A 19,177-nucleotide genomic window follows, 5' to 3' on the forward strand; every position below is an offset into this window, starting at 1 on the left:
GGGGGCCCCCGCCGTGCTCGCGCCCACCCTCCCCGCCCGCTTGCGGTCCGCGGGGCGGCCGGCCGCCCCCGGGGGGGGGGCGGCCGGGCCTCCGGCGTGTCCGGCGTTTGAGGCTTCAATCATCAGTGGAATTTTGCCATTGGCAAAGATTGCCTTATAACTAAGGCATGATCGAGGCCCGTCACCTGCGCGTCCTGCGTGCTGTCGCCCGCACCGGCTCCTTCTCCGCCGCCGCTCGCGAGCTGGGCTGTACGCAGCCCGCCATCAGCCAGCAGATGAAGGCCCTGGAGAAGTCGGTGGACACCCCGCTGGTGGTCCGCTGCGGCCGGGGCATGCAGCTCAGCGAGGCGGGGCGGGTGCTGCTCAAGCACGCCACCGGGATCCTGGCCGGGCTCTCCGCCGCCGAGGAGGAGATCGCCGCGATCGCCGGGCTGCGGGCCGGCCGGGTGCGGCTGGTCTCCTTCCCGACCGCGAGCTCCACCCTGGTGCCGCCCGCGGTCGCCCGGCTGCGGGACAGCCATCCGGGGGTGCGCGTGTCGCTGGTCGAGGCGGAGCCGCCGGAGTCGCTGGCGATGCTGCGCGGCGGCGAGTGCGAGATCGCGCTGGCCTTCCGCTACCCGCAGTCCGACGGCGGCGCCGCGCTGCCGGCGCCCGCGCACGGGACGCCGCGCGAGGCGCGGGCCGAGGCCAACCTGGAGGCGCAGCAGCTGAGTGCCGGCTCCGACTGGTCCGATCTGGTGGTCACCCCGCTGCTGGACGACCCGCTGGTGGGCCTGCTGCCCGCCGCGCACCGGCTGGCGGGGCGCGGCAGGCCGGTGGAGCTGGCCGAGCTGGCGGGGGAGCAGTGGATCGCGGGCTGCCCGCAGTGCCGGGGGCACCTGGTGGAGCTGTGCGCGGGGGCGGGCTTCGAGCCCCGGATCGACTTCGCGACCGACGACTATCCGGCGGTGGTCGGCCTGGTGGCGGCCGGACTGGGGGTGGCGGTGCTGCCCCGGCTGGCGCTGCAGTCGGTGCGCCCGGACGGGGTGTCGACGGTGCCGGTGCGGACGGCCGCGGGGGCGCCGGCGGTGCGGCAGGTGGTCGCGCTGACCCTGCCGGATCTGGCCGAGGTGCCGGCCGTGGCGCTGATGCTGGAGCGGCTGGCGGGGTCGGCCGGGCGCTGACCTCTGGGGCCTGAGCGTTCTGGACCGGGCTTGAACAGCCCGAAACGCCGCGAGGAAACGTTTCTTCACGGCGCGCCGTGGAGGCGGGGCTAGCGCCGGGCGATCGCCGGCGGGGTCAGCGGGACCTCCACCAGCCGGTGCCGCGAACGCCCCAGCATCTCCTCGCGCTCGTCCTCGGTCATCCCGCCCCAGACGCCGTACGGCTCGCGGACCGCCAGCGCGTGCGCCGCGCACTCGGTGATCACCGGGCAGCGCATGCAGACCTCCTTGGCACTGGCCTCGCGTGAACTCCGCGCGGCCCCGCGTTCGCCCTCGGGGTGGAAGAAGAGCGAACTGTCCACGCCACGGCAGGCTGCGGAGAGCTGCCAGTCCCAGAGGTCCGCGTTGGGACCTGGGAGGCGGGAGAAATCTGCCATGGCTCATTCCCTTCAGAGGCTCGTCGGCCGTGGGCCGGCGCTCAGCGGGCTGCTGCTGGGCGGCGCGGCGGGCGTCGATGCACTGGTGTGGACACCTGGAAATATGACTTACGGCAACTCCATGGACAAGTCACCCACAGAGTGGCACAACAGTCAATGACCATACGAAAGCTATAAAAACGGGCAAAGTGGGCAAGGGGTTCGGCGGGCGCGGGCGTGGCATTCGGGTGGCCGACGGGCGCGCGACACTCCGCGCCGGTGTGCGGGTCGTGCGCCCACCGCGCGCGAGCTGGGCAAAAGTGCGGCGTGTGCACCGCGATGCGGCTGATCGGTAATGGGTTGGCCACGTACAGTGGTGGAGATGGCCCCGAAGGCCGTAACTCATTCGAGTGACGGTCGTTGGAAGTGCGGAGGCGGTTAGCGGGCGCCGGACGTCGGGAACGATCGCGGGGAATTTGAGGCGATCAGCACGGACTCTGTCGCCGATCGGCCGTGTCGGAGAGGTTCGTACCAGCCAGGAGGCTCAACGTGACGCGGATCAGCTGCGGAGGACGACGGTCATGACTTCCGTTCTCGTTTGCGACGATTCCCCGCTCGCCCGCGAGGCGCTTCGCCGCGCGGTCGCGACCGTACCCGGTGTGGACCGGGTCACCACCGCGACGAACGGGGAGGAGGTCCTCCGCCGCTGGGTGGCCGACCGCTCCGATCTCGTTCTGATGGACGTCCGGATGCCCGGCCTCGGCGGGGTCGAGACGGTCCGGCGGCTGCTGTCCGCCGATCCGGGCGCGCGGATCATCATGCTCACCGTCGCCGAGGACCTCGACGGGGTCGCGCTCGCGGTGGCCGCGGGCGCCCGCGGGTACCTGCACAAGGACGCCTCGCGCGCCGAACTGCGGGCCACCGTCACCCAGGCCCTCGCCGACCCGACCTGGCGGCTCGCCCCGCGCCGGCTGCGCAGCCCCGACATGGGCGCGGCGCCCACGTTGACGGCGCGTGAGATCCAGGTGCTGGAGGGCATGAGCCACGGCCGCAGCAACGCCGAGATCGGCCGCGAGCTGTTCCTGTCCGAGGACACCGTCAAGACCCACGCCCGACGGCTGTTCAAGAAGCTCGGGGCCTCCGACCGCGCGCACGCGGTGGCGCTGGGTTTCCGCTGGGGCCTGGTCCGCTGACCGCCGGTGGCGCCGCCGGCTGCGGCGCGCCGCCGGCGGTTCCCGGCACGGGCGCCGTCCGGGCGTGTGACGTTACGGTCCCGAGGTTGCACCATGGAGTAGTGGAGCACCTCGGGGACCAGCGGACAGGCACTGCGGCGAACCACACGGCCGCAGCACATTCGGCGGACGGCGCGAAGGACGGGACCACCGACGGCGGCGGGGCGGGAGGCGGCACGGTGCAGGAGGGGCCGGTGGTGCGCGGCGGCACGCCGTACGGCACCGCAGCGCATAACGTTCCGGTGCACAACTCCGGACGCGGTGCCGCGTTTTCCCGCGCGACCAGGCACCATGGACCGATGCGTGACGACGTCGCCGGTGCGGCCGGCCAGGCGGACCCGGTGGAGGCCGAGCCCTCCGGCCCGGGTGGCGATCCGTCGTACGCCGACCCCGGCGGCCCCGGCGCGGTGCCCGGCCCCGGTCGACCGCCGGTGCTCGGCGCGGGCGGCTCCCCGCTGGTGGGCGAGCTCGTCGCGGCCGCCGTCCGCGGTGAGGGCCCGGCCATCGACGCCCTGCTCGCCTACGTCCATCCGCTGGCGCTGCGCTACTGCCGCGGCCGGCTCGTGCGGCTGCCCGGCGGCGCCCGGCACCACGTGGACGACGTCGCGCAGGAGGTCTGCGTCGCGGTGCTGTGCGCGCTGCCCCGGTACAAGGACCAGGGGCGGCCGTTCGAGGCCTTCGTCTACGGCATCGCCGCGCACAAGATCGCCGATCTGCAGCGGGCCGCGATGCGCGGGCCCGGCTCGACGGTCGTCCCGCAGGACGACCTGCCGGAGGTGCCGGACGAGGCGCTCGGCCCGGAGGAGCAGGCGCTGCTGAGCAGCGACGCGGCCTGGGCCAAGGAACTGCTCTCCAACCTGCCGGCCCGTCAGCGCGAACTGGTGCTGCTGCGGGTGGCCGCCGGGCTCTCGGCGGAGGAGACCGGCGAGGTGCTGGGGATGTCCCCGGGCGCCGTCCGGGTGGCGCAGCACCGGGCGCTCAGCCGGCTGCGGGCGCTCGCGGAGGAGTCCTCCTAGGTCCTGTCCGGCAAGATCCGCCGGTCAGGACCTAAGTCCTGACCGGCCGGAATGAGCCACGGGGGGCCGGTGTTGTCAAGGGCACACGAGGACACATTCGCCGTGCCAGTACCATGGGGTATCGGCGCCTGGGCGGGTTGCCAAAGTTTCGCGGGTGCGCGCGGGGTTCCCCTGGAGGTTCCTCCAAAACCACCCGGCTTCGGCGGTCTGCTGCGAGTGAGCGATGAACGCGCCCCACCCTCAGGGCGTGAGCGGAATAGGCCGGCCACGGAAGGTACCCCCCAAATGTCTTACAACGCCGCAGGCGTACCCGAGAAGTTCGCCATGCTCGGGCTCACGTTCGATGACGTCCTGCTGCTGCCCGGGGCTTCCGCGGTGCTGCCGAACCAGGTCGACACCTCCTCGCGGGTCTCCCGGAACGTGCGCGTCAACATCCCGCTGCTCTCCGCCGCGATGGACAAGGTCACCGAGGCGCGGATGGCGATCTCGATGGCCCGCCAGGGCGGCGTCGGCGTGCTGCACCGCAACCTGTCGGTCGAGGACCAGGCCAACCAGGTCGACCTGGTGAAGCGCTCCGAGTCCGGCATGGTCACCGACCCGATCACGGTCGGCCCGAACACCACGCTGGCCGAGGCCGACGCGCTGTGCGCCAAGTTCCGCATCTCCGGCGTGCCGATCGCGGACGAGGCCGGCAAGCTGCTCGGCATCGTCACCAACCGTGACATGGCCTTCGAGTCGGACCGCAGCCGCCAGGTCCGCGAGATCATGACCCCGATGCCGCTGATCACCGGCAAGGTCGGCATCTCCGGGGTGGACGCGATGGCGCTGCTGCGCCGCCACAAGATCGAGAAGCTGCCGCTGGTCGACGACGAGGGCCGGATCAAGGGCCTGATCACCGTCAAGGACTTCGTCAAGGCCGAGCAGTACCCGAACGCCGCCAAGGACGCCGAGGGTCGTCTGCTGGTCGGTGCCGCCGTCGGTGCCAGCGCCGAGGCGTTCGACCGGGCCCAGGCCCTGGTCGAGGCCGGTGCGGACTTCCTGGTCGTGGACACCTCGCACGGCCACAGCCACAACGCGCTGGCCTGGATCGGGAAGATCAAGTCGGCCGTCGGGATCGACGTGGTCGGCGGCAACGTGGCCACCCGTGACGGCGCCCAGGCGCTGATCGACGCCGGCGTGGACGGCGTCAAGGTCGGCGTCGGCCCCGGCTCCATCTGCACCACCCGCGTGGTCGCCGGCATCGGCGTCCCGCAGATCACCGCCATCTACGAGGCCGCGGTGGCCTGCCAGGCGGCCGGCGTGCCGGTCATCGGCGACGGCGGCCTGCAGTACTCCGGCGACATCGGCAAGGCGCTGGCCGCCGGCGCCGACACCGTGATGCTGGGCTCGCTGCTGGCCGGCTGCGAGGAGTCCCCGGGTGAGCTGATGTTCATCAACGGCAAGCAGTTCAAGTCCTACCGCGGCATGGGCTCGCTGGGCGCGATGCAGTCCCGCGGCCAGGGCCGCTCGTACTCCAAGGACCGCTACTTCCAGGCCGAGGTGGCCTCGGACGACAAGCTCGTCCCCGAGGGCATCGAGGGCCAGGTGCCCTACCGCGGCCCGCTGTCGGCCGTGCTGCACCAGCTGGTCGGCGGCCTGCGCCAGACCATGGGCTACGTCGGCGCCGCCACCATCGCCGAGATGGAGAGCAAGGGCCGCTTCGTCCGGATCACCTCGGCGGGCCTCAAGGAGAGCCACCCGCACGACATCCAGATGACCGTCGAGGCGCCGAACTACTCCAACCGCTGAGTCCGCGCTTCCCAAGGGCCCGTCGCCGCACCGCGGCGCCGGGCCCTTCGGCGCGCCCGGGGGCGGGGGCGGGCCCCGCGCCCCGGAGGCGAGCGCGCGAGGCAACCGGGGTGCGGGATACTGGGGGCGGCCGGGGTGACCCGGCGGGCATGAGCAACAAACCAGAAGGGCTCGAAGTGACTGAGATCGAGATCGGGCGAGGCAAGCGCGGCCGACGGGCGTACTCCTTCGACGACATCGCCGTCGTCCCCAGCCGCCGTACCCGGGACCCGAAGGAGGTCTCGATCGCCTGGCAGATCGACGCCTACCGCTTCGAGCTGCCGTTCCTGGCCGCCCCGATGGACAGCGTGGTCTCGCCGCAGCAGGCCATCGCCATCGGCCGCCTCGGCGGCCTCGGCGTGCTGAACCTCGAAGGCCTCTGGACCCGCTACGAGGACCCGCAGCCGCTGCTCGACGAGATCGCCACGATCACCGACGAGGCCGCCGCGACCCGCCGCCTCCAGGAGATCTACGCCGCGCCGATCCGCGCCGAGCTGATCAAGCAGCGGATCCAGGAGGTCCGCGACTCCGGTGTGGTCACCGCCGCCGCGCTCTCGCCGCAGCGCACCGCCGAGTTCTCCAAGGCCGTCGTGGACGCCGGCGTCGACGTCTTCGTCATCCGCGGCACCACCGTCTCGGCCGAGCACGTGTCCAGCGGCGCGGAGCCGCTCAACCTCAAGCAGTTCATCTACGAGCTGGACGTCCCGGTGATCGTCGGCGGCTGCGCCACGTACACCGCGGCCCTGCACCTGATGCGCACCGGCGCGGCCGGCGTGCTGGTCGGCTTCGGCGGCGGCGCCGCCCACACCACCCGGGGCGTCCTCGGCATCCAGGTGCCGATGGCCACCGCCGTCGCCGACGTGGCCGCCGCCCGCCGGGACTACATGGACGAGTCCGGCGGCCGCTACGTGCACGTGATCGCGGACGGCGGCGTCGGCTACAGCGGCGACATCCCGAAGGCCGTCGCCTGCGGCGCCGACGCGGTGATGATCGGTGCCGCGCTGGCCCGCGCCACCGACGCGCCCGGCAAGGGCTTCCACTGGGGCATGGAGGCCGTCCACGAGGAGCTGCCGCGCGGCAAGCGGGTGGACCTCGGCACGGTCGGCACCACCGAGGAGATCCTGACCGGTCCCTCGCACACCCCCGACGGCACCATGAACCTGTTCGGCGCGCTGCGCCGCGCGATGGCCACCACCGGCTACACCGAGCTCAAGGAGTTCCAGCGGGTCGAGGTGACCGTCAACCCGGCGCTCAACCACCGCTGAGACGCGTCGTGGTGAAGGCCCCCGTCGGTTTCGCCGGCGGGGGCCTCGGGCTGTCCGGACCGGCGTCAGCCGCGGTTGGCGGTGCGGCGGGTGAGGAGGAAGCCGCCGACCAGGGCGATGCCGTAGAAGGCGAGGTCGAGTGCGCGCAGCTCGGCGCGCCAGTGCGCCAGGGCGTCGTGCGGCAGGCCGCGCGGGCCGGGGCCGGCCGCGTGCACCCGGCGGAGCTGGCCGGTCAGCTGGCCGAGCAGCAGCGCGCAGGCCGCGAGCAGCGCGCCGAGCAGCGGCAGCACCCGGCTGCGGCCGCCGAGCCGGCCGAGCGGTAAGGCGACCAGGGCGGCGAGGGCGATGGCCAGCCAGCCGAGGCTGTCCGCGGCCCGGGCCGGCGCGCAGCCGTAGGCCAGGCCGCCGAGCAGCATGGCGAGGACGGCGAGGGCGACCGCCAGGGCGGTGCGGCGGCGCGGGCCCGTCCGGTGGGAGCGGACGGTGGGGACGTATCCGGCCACCGGGACACCGGGCATACCGGGCGCGACGTAGCCCTCGGGGGAATCCAGGGTGGGTGTGACCGAGTAGTGCTGGGCGGTGCGCGGCCGGCCCGACTGGCCGTCAGCGCCCGGTGCGGGTGCGGTCATGGGCGTCGGATCCCCCCGGAAAGACGATGAGCTGCCGAACGGTAGCAGCGCCCCGGCCAGATCTTGGCGAGTTTTCGATCACAGATCGGGCACGGAGCGCCGAGCCCGATCCGGTATGCCCCGGATCGGGTGCGGGGGTCGGGTGGTCCCGGCCCCCGGGGACAGGGGATGATGGAGACTTGGGCGTTCGGGCCTGAGGCCGGGCCGACACGCCGTCACCACGACCGCCAGCAGCACATGGGGGAACGTTCCGAATGACCCAGGCGCAGGGTTCCACCGGCCGCCTCCTGGCCGGCCGCTACCGGCTGAACGGCGTGCTCGGGCGCGGCGGCATGGGCACCGTCTGGCGCGCCGAGGACGAGATGCTGGGGCGGACCGTCGCGGTCAAGGAACTGCGGATGAACGCCAGCGTCGAGGAGGAGGAGAAGCACCGGCTGATTGTCCGGACGCTGCGCGAGGCCAAGGCCACCGCGCGGATCCGGCACAACTCGGCGGTCACCGTCTTCGACGTGGTCGACGAGGACGACCGGCCGTGGATCGTCATGGAGCTGGTCGAGTCCCGCTCGCTGGCCGACGTCATCCGGGAGGACGGGCCGCTGGCCCCCGCCCGGGCCGCCGAGATCGCGCTCGACGTGCTCGGCGTGCTGAGCGCCGCGCACGCGCTGGGCATCCTGCACCGGGACGTCAAGCCGTCCAACGTGCTGATCGGCGACGACGGCCGGGTCGTGCTCACCGACTTCGGCATCGCCAGCGTGGAGGGCGACGCCTCGGTCACCTCCACCGGCATGCTGGTCGGCGCCCCCTCGTACATATCTCCGGAGCGGGCCCGCGGGCAGAAGCCCGGGCCGCCGGCCGACCTGTGGTCGCTGGGCGGCACGCTGTACGCGATGGTCGAGGGCCGGCCGCCGTACGACCGGGGCTCGGCGCTGGCCACCCTGACCGCGGTGATGACCGAGGAGCTGACCGCCCCGGTGAACGCCGGGGCGCTGCAGCCGGTGATCGAGGGGCTGCTCGCCAAGGACCCGGCCGAGCGGCTGGACGCCTCGCAGACCCGGTCGATGCTGAAGCGGGTCGTCGCGGAGGCCACCTCGAAGGCCGAGTCGACCACCGTGCACGCGCTGCCGGTCGAGAGTCCGGCCGCCGCCGCGGAGCCCGAGGAGGCCCCGGCCGAGGCCGAGGAGGGCCGCAAGCGGTCCATCGGGGGGCTGCTGGGGACGGTCCGGGTGGGCAGCCGGGCCAAGGACGAGGAGCCCGCCGCCGTGGCGGAGCCCGTCGTGGAGCCGGCGCCCGAGCCCGCTTCGCCGTCCTCGGACGTGGCATCGGGCTCGGCGTCGGGTTCGCTCGCGGCGTCGGGTTCGGCTCCGGCGGCCGAGCCGATCCGGCCGGTGACCAGCGAGTGGACCCTGGGCGCCACGCAGGCGGCCGGCGCCGACCCGCGCAACGGACGGCGGCGGCTGGCCGTCGTCACCGTGGTGCTGGTCCTGCTGCTGATCGCCGGGGTGGTCGCGGTGCTCCAGGCCGTCGGCAACGGGGACGACTCGTCGGCGAACGGCGCGGGCGCCACCTCGTCGGTCTCGACCAGCTCCGAGGCCGGGCCGAGCGGGACCCCGGCCGCCTCCGTTCCGGCGGCGGAGCCGGAGCCGGGCACCGACAAGCCCGCCCCGGACAAGCCGGCCACCGACACACCGGCCCCCGACAAGCCGGCCGACACGCCCGGCCCCTCTGCGGCCAACCCGCCGGCCGCCGGCGCGCCCGCCACCACCCCCGCGCAGAGCCCGACCCCGCCGGGGGCCGCCGTCCCGGCCGGTTACCACGAGTACAAGGACCCGACCGGCTTCTCGGTCGTCCTGCCGGACTGGCTCCAGCCGGCCGGTTCGGAGGGCGTCCGCCGGATCTTCAAGGGCAACGGCAGTACCCTGACCATCGAGTGGACCACCACCCCCGGCCCCAGCGCCGTCGCCGACTGGCAGGACTCCGAGCCGGGCCTGCGTTCGAAGGTCACCAACTACCAGCGGGTCAACCTGGCCGCGATCAACTACCGGCAGTGGAGCAACGCGGCCGACTGGGAGTGGATCAGCGGCACGCCGCGCACGCACTCGCTCAACCGGGGCTTCGTCACCGGGAACCCGGCCAAGTACGGCTACGCGATCTACTGGATCACCCCGGACGCGGACTGGGGTGCCCCGGCCAACTCCCAGGCCCGGGACACGGCCTTCGCCACCTTCCAGCCCGCGCCGTAGGGCGCTAGGCCTAGCCGATCAGGCGGGCCTTGGCCCGGGTGAACTCCTCGTCGGTGAGCGCGCCGGAGCCGTGCAGGGCGGCCAACCGCTCCAGCTGGCCGAGGAGTTGGTCGCCCGCGCCGAGTTCGGCGGGGGCGGTGTCGGCCGCCGGCCCGGCGGCCGACGCGGCCTTGCGGGCGAGCCGGGCGGCCTCCCGGAGCTGCTCGGCGAAGACGTCGGCCTTGGCCACGTCCTCGAACCGGTGCGAGCCGGTCAGTGCGACGATCGTGAGCACGTCGCCGTTGAGCTTGGTCCTGGCCACGGTCGCGTCCGTGACCGCCGTAAGCGGAACCGGGACCGGCGGTTTACCGTCCTTGAGAAAGAGCAGTCGGTGGGTGGTGAGAACGAGCACGCCCTTGCGGAAGTGGTCGGGATGGCGCCCGGCCGTCGAGGCGACCGGATTCTCGCCGTCGATGACGACCGCCTCCACCGTGCGCACGGCCTCGGCCTGATTGGCTTGGCTGTTGTTTCCCGCCACCTTGAAGGCGGTGTCGATCAGATCGGTCCAGTCCATGGGACCGAGCGTAAAGGAGCCGCTCAGTAGGCTGCTCGGCGAGCGAGAGGAACTGGCATGCGAGGCGGCCCGGAGCAGTTGCTGGCGGGGCGGTACCGGCTGACGGACCGTCCCGAACTCCTGCGGGCCCTGGCGGTGGACGACCGCACCGGGGAGTCCGTGCTGCTGCGCGCCCTGGAGCTGCCGGCGCTGCTGACCACCGGTCAGGACCTGGACGGCGAGGTGCCCGCGCACGCCGACCGGCTGGTCCGCCGGGTGGCGGCGGTCGGCTCGGCCGCGCCGACCGGGCACCCCCGGCTGCTGCGCGGGCTCGGTGCCTTCGTCGAGGGCGAACTGCTGTGGACGGTGGAGGAGCGGTCGGGCGCCATGACGCTGGCGGACCTGGCGGCGGTCGGACCGGTGCCGCCCTACCGGGCGGCGGAGCTGGCGGCGGACCTGGCCGGCGCGCTGCGGGCGCTGCACGAGGACGGACTCGTCCACGGCAACCTGACCGCCGAGTCCGTGCTGGTCTGCGAGGACGGCGCGGCGATGCTCGGCGGGCTGCTGTCCGGGGTGGCGCAGGAGGCGCTGGCCGAGGACCTCGGCGGCCCGGGCGGGCGCCGCCGGTACGAGGTGCGGGCCACCCTGGTCGGCCCGGTGGCGGAGCGCTGGCCGCTGGACGGCGGCCCGGCGGGCGACTGCTGGGCGCTCGGGGTGCTGGTGCAGCGGCTGGTCACCGGCCGCTCGCCGTTCCCGGACGGTGGCGTGCCGGAGCTGGTGTCGGCGGTCCGGGACGGGCGGCGGGAGCCTGCGGCGGCCTGCGGGCCGCTGGCGCCGCTGGTCGAGCGGCTGCTGCAGCCCGACCCCTCGCTGCGGCCGACCGCCGAGGAGGCCCGCCGGGAGTTGGCGGCGCTGCTCGCGGGCGCGCCGGAGCCGGTCGACGAGGAGTGGGCGGCGCGGGCGCTGGTGCTGAGACCGGAGGCCCCGCTGGTGCGGCGCCGGCGCGGGCGGGGTGGTGGACGAGGGCGGTCGGAGGTCGTCGTGGGCGCGAACGCCGGCGCGAACGCCGGGGCGGGCGCCGGGCGGCCGGACGAGGTGCGGCCGCCGCGGATACCTCCGGCGCTGTTCGGCCCGCTGCTGGTGGGGGGCGTGTTCCTGCTGCTGGTGCTCGGGGTGGCCGCGGTGGTGCTGTTCGCAGGCTGACGGCCCCGGAGTGTCCCGGACCGTCGGTCCGACGGGCGAGCGTGATTACCGGGGCTGGCAAGGTGCGCCTAATGTGTGCGTGGGATTTGTTCGAACAGTGGTCTGCACCAGGCCCTCCGTCGCTGTGACGGCAGACGGATGTGAGGGGGAGTGGTCGCCGATGGGCGTGCAGGACCGGCCGGAGACGGCCGAGACGGAGCGGCTGCTGGCCGGGCGGTACGAGCTGGGCGACCGGCTCGGCCGCGGCGGGATGGGGACCGTCTGGCGGGCCTGGGACCGGATGCTGAACCGCGAGGTCGCGGTGAAGGAACTGACCGTCAACCACCTGCCCGAGGACGAGCTGCAGATCCTGCACGCCCGGATGAAGCGGGAGGCCAGCGCGGCCGCCCGGATCAAGCACCCCGGCGTGATCACGGTGCACGACGTGCTGGAGCAGGACGGCCGGCCGTGGATCGTGATGGAGCTGGTCGACGGCCGCTCGCTGGCCGACGTGATCAGCCAGGACGGCACCCTGCAACCGCGCGCCGTCGCCGAGGTCGGCAGCCAGGTGCTCGCCGCACTGCACCGCGGCCACCAACTCGGCGTCCTGCACCGCGACGTGAAGCCGGCCAACGTGCTGCTGGAGCGCGGCACCGGGCGGGTGGTGCTGCTGGACTTCGGCATCGCGACGTACGAGGGCTCGGCCGAACTGACCCGGCCGGGTGACCTGGTCGGCTCGCCGGACTACCTGGCGCCGGAGCTCGCCCAGGGCGAGCGGCCCGGGCCGGCCTCCGACCTGTGGGGCCTCGGGGCGACGCTGTACGCCGCGGTGGAGGGCCAGTCGCCGTTCCGCCGGACCTCGCCGATCACCACGCTGGCCGCCGTGGTGGGCGAGCCGCTGCCGGAGCCGGTCCGGGCCGGGCCGCTGGGCCCGGTGCTGGCCGCGCTGATGGCCAAGGACCCGGCCGAGCGACCGAACGCGGACGAGGCCGCCCGGATGCTGGCCGAGGTGCAGGCCGGGCACACGATCGGCCTGAAGCCGGTCGCGCCGCTGCGCGCGCCCACCCAGTCGGTGCCGGTGGTGGACCGCAGCGAGCGCCCGGCGGCGGAGGAGGACCCCGAGGAGGAGGACGCGCCGGGGACGACGGCGGCGGAGGCCGAGGAGCCGACCGGGGCGCGCTCGGGGGCCGTTCCGGACACCACCGGGGGCGTGGCTGCCGAGGCGGCAGCGCCCACCGCCGAGGTCGCGCCGGTGGCGCACCCCGTCACGCCCGCGCGCGGGCCGGCCAAGCGCCGCAGCACCCTGAAGATCGTCGTGATCGCGGTGGCCGTCGGCCTGCTGGCGGCCGGCGCGACCTTCCTCGCCACCCGGCACACCACCACCGGGCACGTCGCCGCCCCCACGGCCGACGATCCCGTCCCGACCGCCTCCGTCAGCCCGGACCCGACCAGCGACGCCAGCCCGGGACCGGCGGCGCCCAACGGCTACCACTGGGTCGACGACCCGGCCGGCTTCCGCTTCCCGCTGCCCTCGGTCAGCCCGGCCTGGCAGCGCAGTGCCACGCCCGACAACCAGGTCTACTACAGCCCCGACAACAAGGTGCACTACCTGCAGTTCGCGGTCACCGTCGGCCAGTCGGTCAAGCCGCTGGAGCACCTGCGGCAGATGGAGGCCACCGTCTCCAAGAACCTGAAGGACTACAAGCAGCACAAGATGACCGGCGTCGCGGTGAACGGCCACGAGGCGGCCGTCTGGGAGTTCAGCTACCTCGCCAAGGAGGGCGGCCGGCGCCGGGCGGTCGAGGCCGAGTTCATCGACGACGACGGCACCAGCTACGCGATCTACTCGTCCAGCCCGGACCGGGGCAACGAGTGGAACGAGGCGGAGCAGCGCTTCAACGCGGTGCTGCACTACTTCACGCCGACCCGCTGACCGGGGGCGCCCGCTCCGCCCGGCCGCGGCAGATTCTTGTTACCGACGGGTACCGGACCGGCCGCCGAGCGCCTAGGCTGCGCCGTATGTCGGACCTCACAGCAGGCGCAGCGGCCACCGAACACCCCGCGACCGGGAACCCGCCCGCCCCCGGCGGGGGCCGGACCGTCGCGGCGGCCGTCCCGCCGTCCCTGGTCGCCCGGCTGGCCGCCGGCGTCACCGCCACCGGCGAGCCCAGCCTGGTGGAGACCGTCGCCCCGCTGACCGGCGAGCGGCTGGCGAGCCTGCCGCAGTCCACCCCGGCCGACGTCGAGGTCGCCTTCGAACTGGCCCGCCGCGCCCAGCCGGCCTGGGCCGCGCTGCCGGTGCGCCGCCGCGCGGCCGTCCTGCTGCGCTTCCACGACCTGCTGCTCAAGCGGCAGGACGAGGTGCTGGACCTCGTCCAGGCCGAGACCGGCAAGGCCCGGCTGCACGCCTTCGAGGAGGTGCTGGCCACCGCCATGGCCGCCCGGCACTACGGGCGGGCCGCGCACGGCTACCTCCGGGACAAGCGGCGCGGCGGGGCGCTGCCGGTGCTCACCCACGCGGTCGAGGCCCGTCGGCCCAAGGGCGTGATCGGCCACATCTCGCCCTGGAACTACCCGCTGGAGCTGTCCGTCGGCGACGTCCTGCCCGCCTTCGCGGCCGGCAACGCCGTGGTCAACAAGCCGGACACGCAGACCGCGCTGACCGCGCTGTGGGCCCGCGAGCTGCTGATCGAGGCCGGGCTGCCGGCCGACCTGTGGCAGGTCGTGCTCGGCGACGGCCCGGTGATCGGCCCCGCCGTGGTGGAGCACGCCGACTACGTCTCGTTCACCGGCTCCACCCGCACCGGCCGCGAGGTCGCCCAGCGCGCCGCCGCCCGGCTGGTCGGCGCCTCGCTCGAACTCGGCGGCAAGAACGCCATGCTGGTCCTCGCCGACGCCGACCTCGACCGGGCCGCCGCGGGCGCCGTGCGGGCCTGCTTCTCCTCCGCCGGGCAGCTGTGCATCTCGATCGAGCGGCTGCTGGTGCACCGCTCGGTGGCCGACGACTTCCTGGAGCGCTTCGCCGCCCGCACCCGGGCACTGCGCCTCGGCGGCGGCCTCGCCTACGGCGCCGACATGGGCTCGCTGGTCTCCGTCCGCCAGCTGGAGGCCACCACCCGGCACGTGGAGGAGGCGGTCAAGGCGGGCGCCACCGTGCTGGCCGGCGGCCGGGCCCGGCCCGACCTCGGCCCGTACTTCTTCGAGCCGACCATCCTCGACGGGGTGACCCCGGACATGGCGGTCTGCGGCGAGGAGACCTTCGGCCCGGTCGTCTCCGTCTACCGCTTCGACACCGACGACGAGGCGGTGGCCGCCGCCAACTCCACGCCGTACGGCCTGAACTCCAGCGTCTGGACCAGGGACACCCGGCGCGGCCGGGCGGTCGGGGCCCGGCTGCGCACCGGTACGGTCAACGTCAACGAGGCCTACGCGGCCGCGTACGGCTCGATCGGCTCGCCGATGGGCGGCATGGGCGACTCCGGGCTCGGCCGCCGCCACGGTGCCGAGGGCATCCTGCGCTTCACCGAGGCGCAGACCGTCGCGACCCAGCGGCTGATGCCGATCGCGCCCGCGTTCGGCCTGGACGACCGGCAGTTCGCCGCGGTGATGACCGGCGGGCTGCGGGTGCTGAAGGCGCTGCGGTTCAAGTAGCCGTCCCGGACCGGGGGTCCAAGTAGCCGTCCCGGCCCGGGGGTTCGCCCCCGTGGTCGGAGCCGGCCCGGCGGGTGGTCCGATCCGCCCGTCCTGTGGTCGGGTTCCGTCCTGTGGTCAGGTTCGCCCGTCCCGTAGTCAGTTCGTGTCCCGAAGGAGCAGTGGCAGATGGTGGAGTCCGGCGGTGCGGCGGAGTTCGACTACGACGTGGTCGTGGTCGGCTCCGGCTTCGGTGGTTCGGTCGCCGCGCTGCGGCTGACCGAGAAGGGCTACCGGGTCGCCGTCCTGGAGGCCGGCCGGCGCTTCGAGCGCGACGAACTGCCCAGGAACTCCTGGGACCTGCCGAACTACCTGTGGGCGCCGAAGCTCGGCCTCTACGGCATCCAGCGGATCCACCTGCTGGCCAACGTGCTGATCCTGGCCGGCGCCGGGGTCGGCGGCGGCTCGCTGAACTACGCCAACACCCTGTACGTGCCGCCGAAGGCCTTCTTCGAGGACCGCCAGTGGCGCCACATCACCGACTGGCAGGAGGAGTTGGCGCCGTTCTACGACCAGGCGCAGCGGATGCTCGGGGTCCGGCTCAACCCGACCGTCACCCCCTCCGACGTGCACCTCAAGGCCGCCGCCGAGCAGATGGGGGTGGGCGACACCTTCCACATGGCGCCGGTCGGGGTCTTCTTCGGGGACGGCCAGGACGCCGGCGGCAGGGCCGAGGCGGCGCCCGGGGACGAGGTCGCCGACCCGTACTTCGGCGGCGCCGGGCCGGCCCGCAAGGCCTGCGTGGAGTGCGGCGAGTGCATGACCGGCTGCCGGCACGGGGCGAAGAACATGCTCACCGAGAACTACCTGCACCTGGCCGAGCGGGGCGGCGCCGAGATCCACCCGCTCACCACGGTGGCCCGGATCCGGGAGCTTCCCGGCGCCGACGGGAGCCGCGGCTACGCGGTGGACGTGCGCCGGACCGACTCCCGCTCCCGCACCGACCGGGTGAAGGCGGGCGCACGGACCATCACCGCCGCCCGGGTGGTGGTCGCGGCCGGGACGTACGGCACCCAGTCGCTGCTGCACCGGATGCGTGACGGGGGGCACCTGCCCCGGATCTCCGGCCGGCTCGGCGAGCTGACCCGCACCAACTCCGAGGCGCTGGTGGGCGCGCAGACCACCGACCGGCGCTACGGCACCCGGGTGGACTTCACCAAGGGCGTGGCGATCACCTCCTCGATCCACCCGGACGCCAGCACCCACATCGAGCCGGTCCGCTACGGCAAGGGCTCCAACGCGATGGGCGCGCTGTCGATAGCCCAGGTCAAGGGCGGCGGACGGGCCCCGCGCTGGCTGCGCTACCTGGGTGGGTCGGTGCGCCACCCGGTGACCTTCGCCCGCTCGATGAACCAGCACCGCTGGTCCGAGAAGACGATCATCGGCCTGGTGATGCAGTCGCTGGACAACTCGATCACCGTCTCGCTGAAGAAGGACCTGCTCGGCAAGAGCCGGCTCACCTCCGCCCAGGGCCACGGCGCCCCCAACCCGACCTGGATCCCGGCCGCCGAACAGGGCGCCCAGGCGCTGGCCGAGCAGATCAACGGCTTCGCCGGCAGCAGCGCCGGCGAGATCTTCGACATCCCGATGACCGCCCACTTCCTCGGTGGCTGCCCGATCGGCGACGCCCCCGAGACCGGCGTGGTCGACCCTTATCACCGGCTGTACGGCCACCCGGGGATCAGCGTGGTCGACGGCGCGGCCGTCTCCGCCAACCTCGGGGTGAACCCCTCGCTGACGATCACCGCGCAGGCCGAGCGTGCCATGTCGATGTGGCCCAACAGGGGCGAGGCGGACCGCCGCCCGGCCCAGGGCGAGGCCTACCGGCGGGTCGCCCCGGTGGCGCCGGCCCGGCCGGCCGTCCCGGAGGACGCGTTCGGCGCGCTCCGACTGCCGCTGCTGCCCGTCCCGGAGATCCCGAAGAAGCGCGGCTGAGCAGGCCCCGACGGGCCAACCCGCCCGGCTCGGTACCCGGTTGACATTCGTTCGGATCCGATGGGATAAACGGGCTTTCTGGGGGACCAGGAACTCGTCGAGCGGGGGGAAACCGGTCCATGGCCATCTGCGCATCGTGCGGCGCGGCATCGGTGGAAGGGGCGCCCGCGTGCGTCTCGTGCGGGCGGCCGCTGACGCCGCCCCCGCCGACGGCCGCCATGCCCGCGGTACCTCCCGCGGTACCTCCCGCCGTTCCGCCCGCCGTACCGCCCCCGCCGGCGTACGGTCCGCCGTCCGCCGCGCCCGGGTACCCGCCGCCGCCTCCGCCTTCGCCGCCCGGCTACGGGCCGCCGCCGCCCGCGCCCGGGTACGGCCCGCCGCCCGGCTACGGCCCGGGCCACCCGCAGCCCGCCGGGCCGCCCACGCTGGGCAGCTGGGGCGCCGGGCAGCCGTACGACCCGCGGGCCGACCGGCCGAACGTGCTGAGCCGGCTGCTCGGCGCGGACTGGCGCCCGGCGCTCCTGGTCGCCATCGCCCCGACCGCCGTGCTGCTGCTGGCGGCGCTGATCGTGGCGGTCCCGAGCGACTACCAGTACGCCTACCTGGTCCGGGCGCCCGGGTTCGGCGAGCGCTTCGGCGCCGCCCTGTCGATGGCGCTGAGCGCGCTCGGTGCGCCGTTCAAGCTCGGGTACACCACCGCGCTGCGACGCGGCGACGCGGCGGGCATGGACGCGCTGCTCCGGGCGGTGCCGCTGACGGTCACCGTGCTGTGGGCACTGGCGCTCTGGCTCGGCCTGCGGACCGCGGCACGCCGCCGCCGGGCCGCCGGCCTCCAGCTCACCCGGGCCCAGGCCGCGGGCGAGGCGCTGCGCACCGCGGTGGTCCTGGCGGCCGTGACCGCGCTGCTCGGGCTGGCCGGCGGGACGTCCTGGGAGCCGCAGCGCACCGGCCTCGTCGGCCGCGCCCTCGGGGTGACGTACACCGTGGACTCCGGCTGGCTGGAGGCGACCGGCTGGACGGCCCTGCTCGCCGCGCTGACGGCCTTCGCCGTCCACGGCACCGACGCGCTGCGCTGGGCCGCCTGGCGCAGCCGGGCGGTGCGCGGCTGGGCGGTCGCCGCGCTCACGGCCGGCCGGGCGCTGGCACTGTCACTGGGCCTGGCCTCGGTGACGGGCTTCGTGCTGGTCGCCGTCAACAGCGACGAGGGCTGGCAGACCCCGGTCTCGGTGGCCTTCCTGCCCAACCTCGGTCTGGGCCTGCTCGGCCTGGGCTCGGGGGCGACCTTGCAGGCGTTCAACGGGGCGAGCGGCGGGGCGAGCGACGCGGCGGTCGCGATCGGCGGCGACTGGCGGGACACCCCCGACAGGGGGGAAATCTCCTTCTTCGACCTGCACGACCAGACCGCCGACTGGCGCTGGACCGGCCTGCTGGCCCTCGCCACGGCGGGCGTCCTCGGCTGGTCGGCGTACCGGCGGCGGCTGGACGCGGCCGACCGGTTCCGGCTGGCGGCCGTCCACGCCGTGGCGCTCACCGCGCTGATGGTGGTGGGCGGCGCGCTGATGACGACCTCGACGTCCTCGGCGGTCGCGGGGTGGGACACCTTCGCGAACCAGACGGAGGTGTCCCGGGACACCTCGATCAACCTGGGCTTCGCCAGCGTGCTGGTGGCCAACCTGGTCTGGGCGGCGATCGGCGCGCTGCTGGTGCCGCCGCTGCTGGCGGCCGTCCGCGGCCGGGGCGCGGTGGCCCGCGAGGACGCCTACGGCGCTCCGCCGTACGGCGCGCCCCCGTACGGCGTGGTGCCGCCGCCGGGGGCGCCGTACGAGGCCGGGCCGGAGCCGCAGCCGTACGCCCCCGGGGCGGGGGTGGGCGACGTGGTCGGCTCGGACGACACACCGCTGGTGCCGCCGCCCGGGGCGTCGGCCGAGGAGCCGGTCGATCCGAGCGTCTGGCGCAAGCAGCCCTGAGCCGGGCAGCCGTGGGCGGAGCGGTCTGAGCGGAGCGGCCCTGAGCCGGCGGCCCGGACAGGGCAAAGGGCCCCGCGGGGGAACGGGGCCCTTTGTCGCTCAGC

At 74.5% G+C, this 19,177-nt stretch carries 14 protein-coding genes; 11 read left to right on the plus strand and 3 right to left on the minus strand.

Annotated elements, in window-relative coordinates; genetic code table 11:
* Positions 1-167 precede the first annotated feature (167 nt).
* Positions 168-1,163 (plus strand): LysR substrate-binding domain-containing protein, encoded by a 996-nt coding sequence (locus tag ACFV6D_RS07345; RefSeq protein ID WP_363369282.1) that lies wholly within the window; start codon positions 168-170, stop codon positions 1,161-1,163.
* An 89-nt stretch (positions 1,164-1,252) separates the two neighbouring features.
* Here ACFV6D_RS07345 and ACFV6D_RS07350 read toward each other — a convergent pair whose 3' ends face one another.
* On the minus strand, positions 1,253-1,579 hold the full coding sequence (locus tag ACFV6D_RS07350) for a WhiB family transcriptional regulator (protein ID WP_063348997.1): 327 nt from the start codon (positions 1,577-1,579) through the stop codon (positions 1,253-1,255).
* Between the two features lie 560 nt (positions 1,580-2,139).
* On the opposite strand from ACFV6D_RS07350, the gene ACFV6D_RS07355 reads away from it, so the two are divergent.
* From ACFV6D_RS07355 to ACFV6D_RS07370, 4 genes are all read left to right on the plus strand, one after another.
* A complete protein-coding gene (locus ACFV6D_RS07355; protein WP_014136228.1) occupies positions 2,140-2,751 on the plus strand; it encodes a response regulator transcription factor in 612 nt (203 codons plus the stop codon).
* A gap of 338 nt (positions 2,752-3,089) precedes the next feature.
* A complete protein-coding gene (gene shbA, locus ACFV6D_RS07360) occupies positions 3,090-3,806 on the plus strand; it encodes an RNA polymerase sigma factor ShbA (protein ID WP_079135824.1) in 717 nt (238 codons plus the stop codon).
* 285 nt (positions 3,807-4,091) lie between these two features.
* Positions 4,092-5,594 carry an IMP dehydrogenase gene (gene guaB, locus ACFV6D_RS07365; protein WP_063348998.1) on the plus strand — a complete coding sequence of 501 codons (1,503 nt, stop codon included), beginning with the start codon at positions 4,092-4,094 and terminating at the stop codon, positions 5,592-5,594.
* Between the two features lie 176 nt (positions 5,595-5,770).
* A complete protein-coding gene (locus ACFV6D_RS07370) occupies positions 5,771-6,898 on the plus strand; it encodes a GuaB3 family IMP dehydrogenase-related protein (protein WP_063348999.1) in 1,128 nt (375 codons plus the stop codon).
* 65 nt (positions 6,899-6,963) lie between these two features.
* On the opposite strand, the gene ACFV6D_RS07375 is transcribed toward ACFV6D_RS07370, so the two are convergent.
* Positions 6,964-7,527: a hypothetical protein gene (locus ACFV6D_RS07375; RefSeq protein ID WP_063349000.1), complete on the minus strand. Its 564-nt coding sequence runs from the start codon at positions 7,525-7,527 to the stop codon at positions 6,964-6,966.
* A 254-nt stretch (positions 7,528-7,781) separates the two neighbouring features.
* Here ACFV6D_RS07375 and ACFV6D_RS07380 point away from each other — a divergent pair, with 254 nt between their 5' ends.
* Positions 7,782-9,767 (plus strand): protein kinase, encoded by a 1,986-nt coding sequence (locus tag ACFV6D_RS07380; RefSeq protein WP_380490516.1) that lies wholly within the window; start codon positions 7,782-7,784, stop codon positions 9,765-9,767.
* A gap of 10 nt (positions 9,768-9,777) precedes the next feature.
* Here the strand turns inward: ACFV6D_RS07380 and ACFV6D_RS07385 are convergent, their stop codons facing one another.
* Positions 9,778-10,320: an SHOCT domain-containing protein gene (locus ACFV6D_RS07385; protein ID WP_063349002.1), complete on the minus strand. Its 543-nt coding sequence runs from the start codon at positions 10,318-10,320 to the stop codon at positions 9,778-9,780.
* A 57-nt stretch (positions 10,321-10,377) separates the two neighbouring features.
* Here ACFV6D_RS07385 and ACFV6D_RS07390 point away from each other — a divergent pair, with 57 nt between their 5' ends.
* The 5 genes from ACFV6D_RS07390 to ACFV6D_RS07410 all read left to right on the plus strand — a co-directional run bounded on the left by ACFV6D_RS07390 (position 10,378) and on the right by ACFV6D_RS07410 (position 19,073).
* Positions 10,378-11,502 (plus strand): protein kinase, encoded by a 1,125-nt coding sequence (locus ACFV6D_RS07390; RefSeq protein WP_380338895.1) that lies wholly within the window; start codon positions 10,378-10,380, stop codon positions 11,500-11,502.
* 160 nt (positions 11,503-11,662) lie between these two features.
* A complete protein-coding gene (locus ACFV6D_RS07395) occupies positions 11,663-13,414 on the plus strand; it encodes a serine/threonine-protein kinase (protein WP_380558809.1) in 1,752 nt (583 codons plus the stop codon).
* 86 nt (positions 13,415-13,500) lie between these two features.
* On the plus strand, positions 13,501-15,132 hold the full coding sequence (locus ACFV6D_RS07400; RefSeq protein ID WP_380558812.1) for a succinic semialdehyde dehydrogenase: 1,632 nt from the start codon (positions 13,501-13,503) through the stop codon (positions 15,130-15,132).
* A gap of 168 nt (positions 15,133-15,300) precedes the next feature.
* Entirely contained in the window at positions 15,301-17,106 is a 1,806-nt protein-coding gene (locus ACFV6D_RS07405; RefSeq protein WP_380558815.1) for a GMC oxidoreductase, read from the plus strand.
* 218 nt (positions 17,107-17,324) lie between these two features.
* A complete protein-coding gene (locus ACFV6D_RS07410) occupies positions 17,325-19,073 on the plus strand; it encodes a hypothetical protein (protein WP_380558818.1) in 1,749 nt (582 codons plus the stop codon).
* Positions 19,074-19,177: the final 104 nt, after the last annotated feature.

The sequence above is a fragment of the Kitasatospora sp. NPDC059812 genome (assembly GCF_042732075.1).
Taxonomy (GTDB): Bacteria; Actinomycetota; Actinomycetes; order Streptomycetales; family Streptomycetaceae; genus Kitasatospora.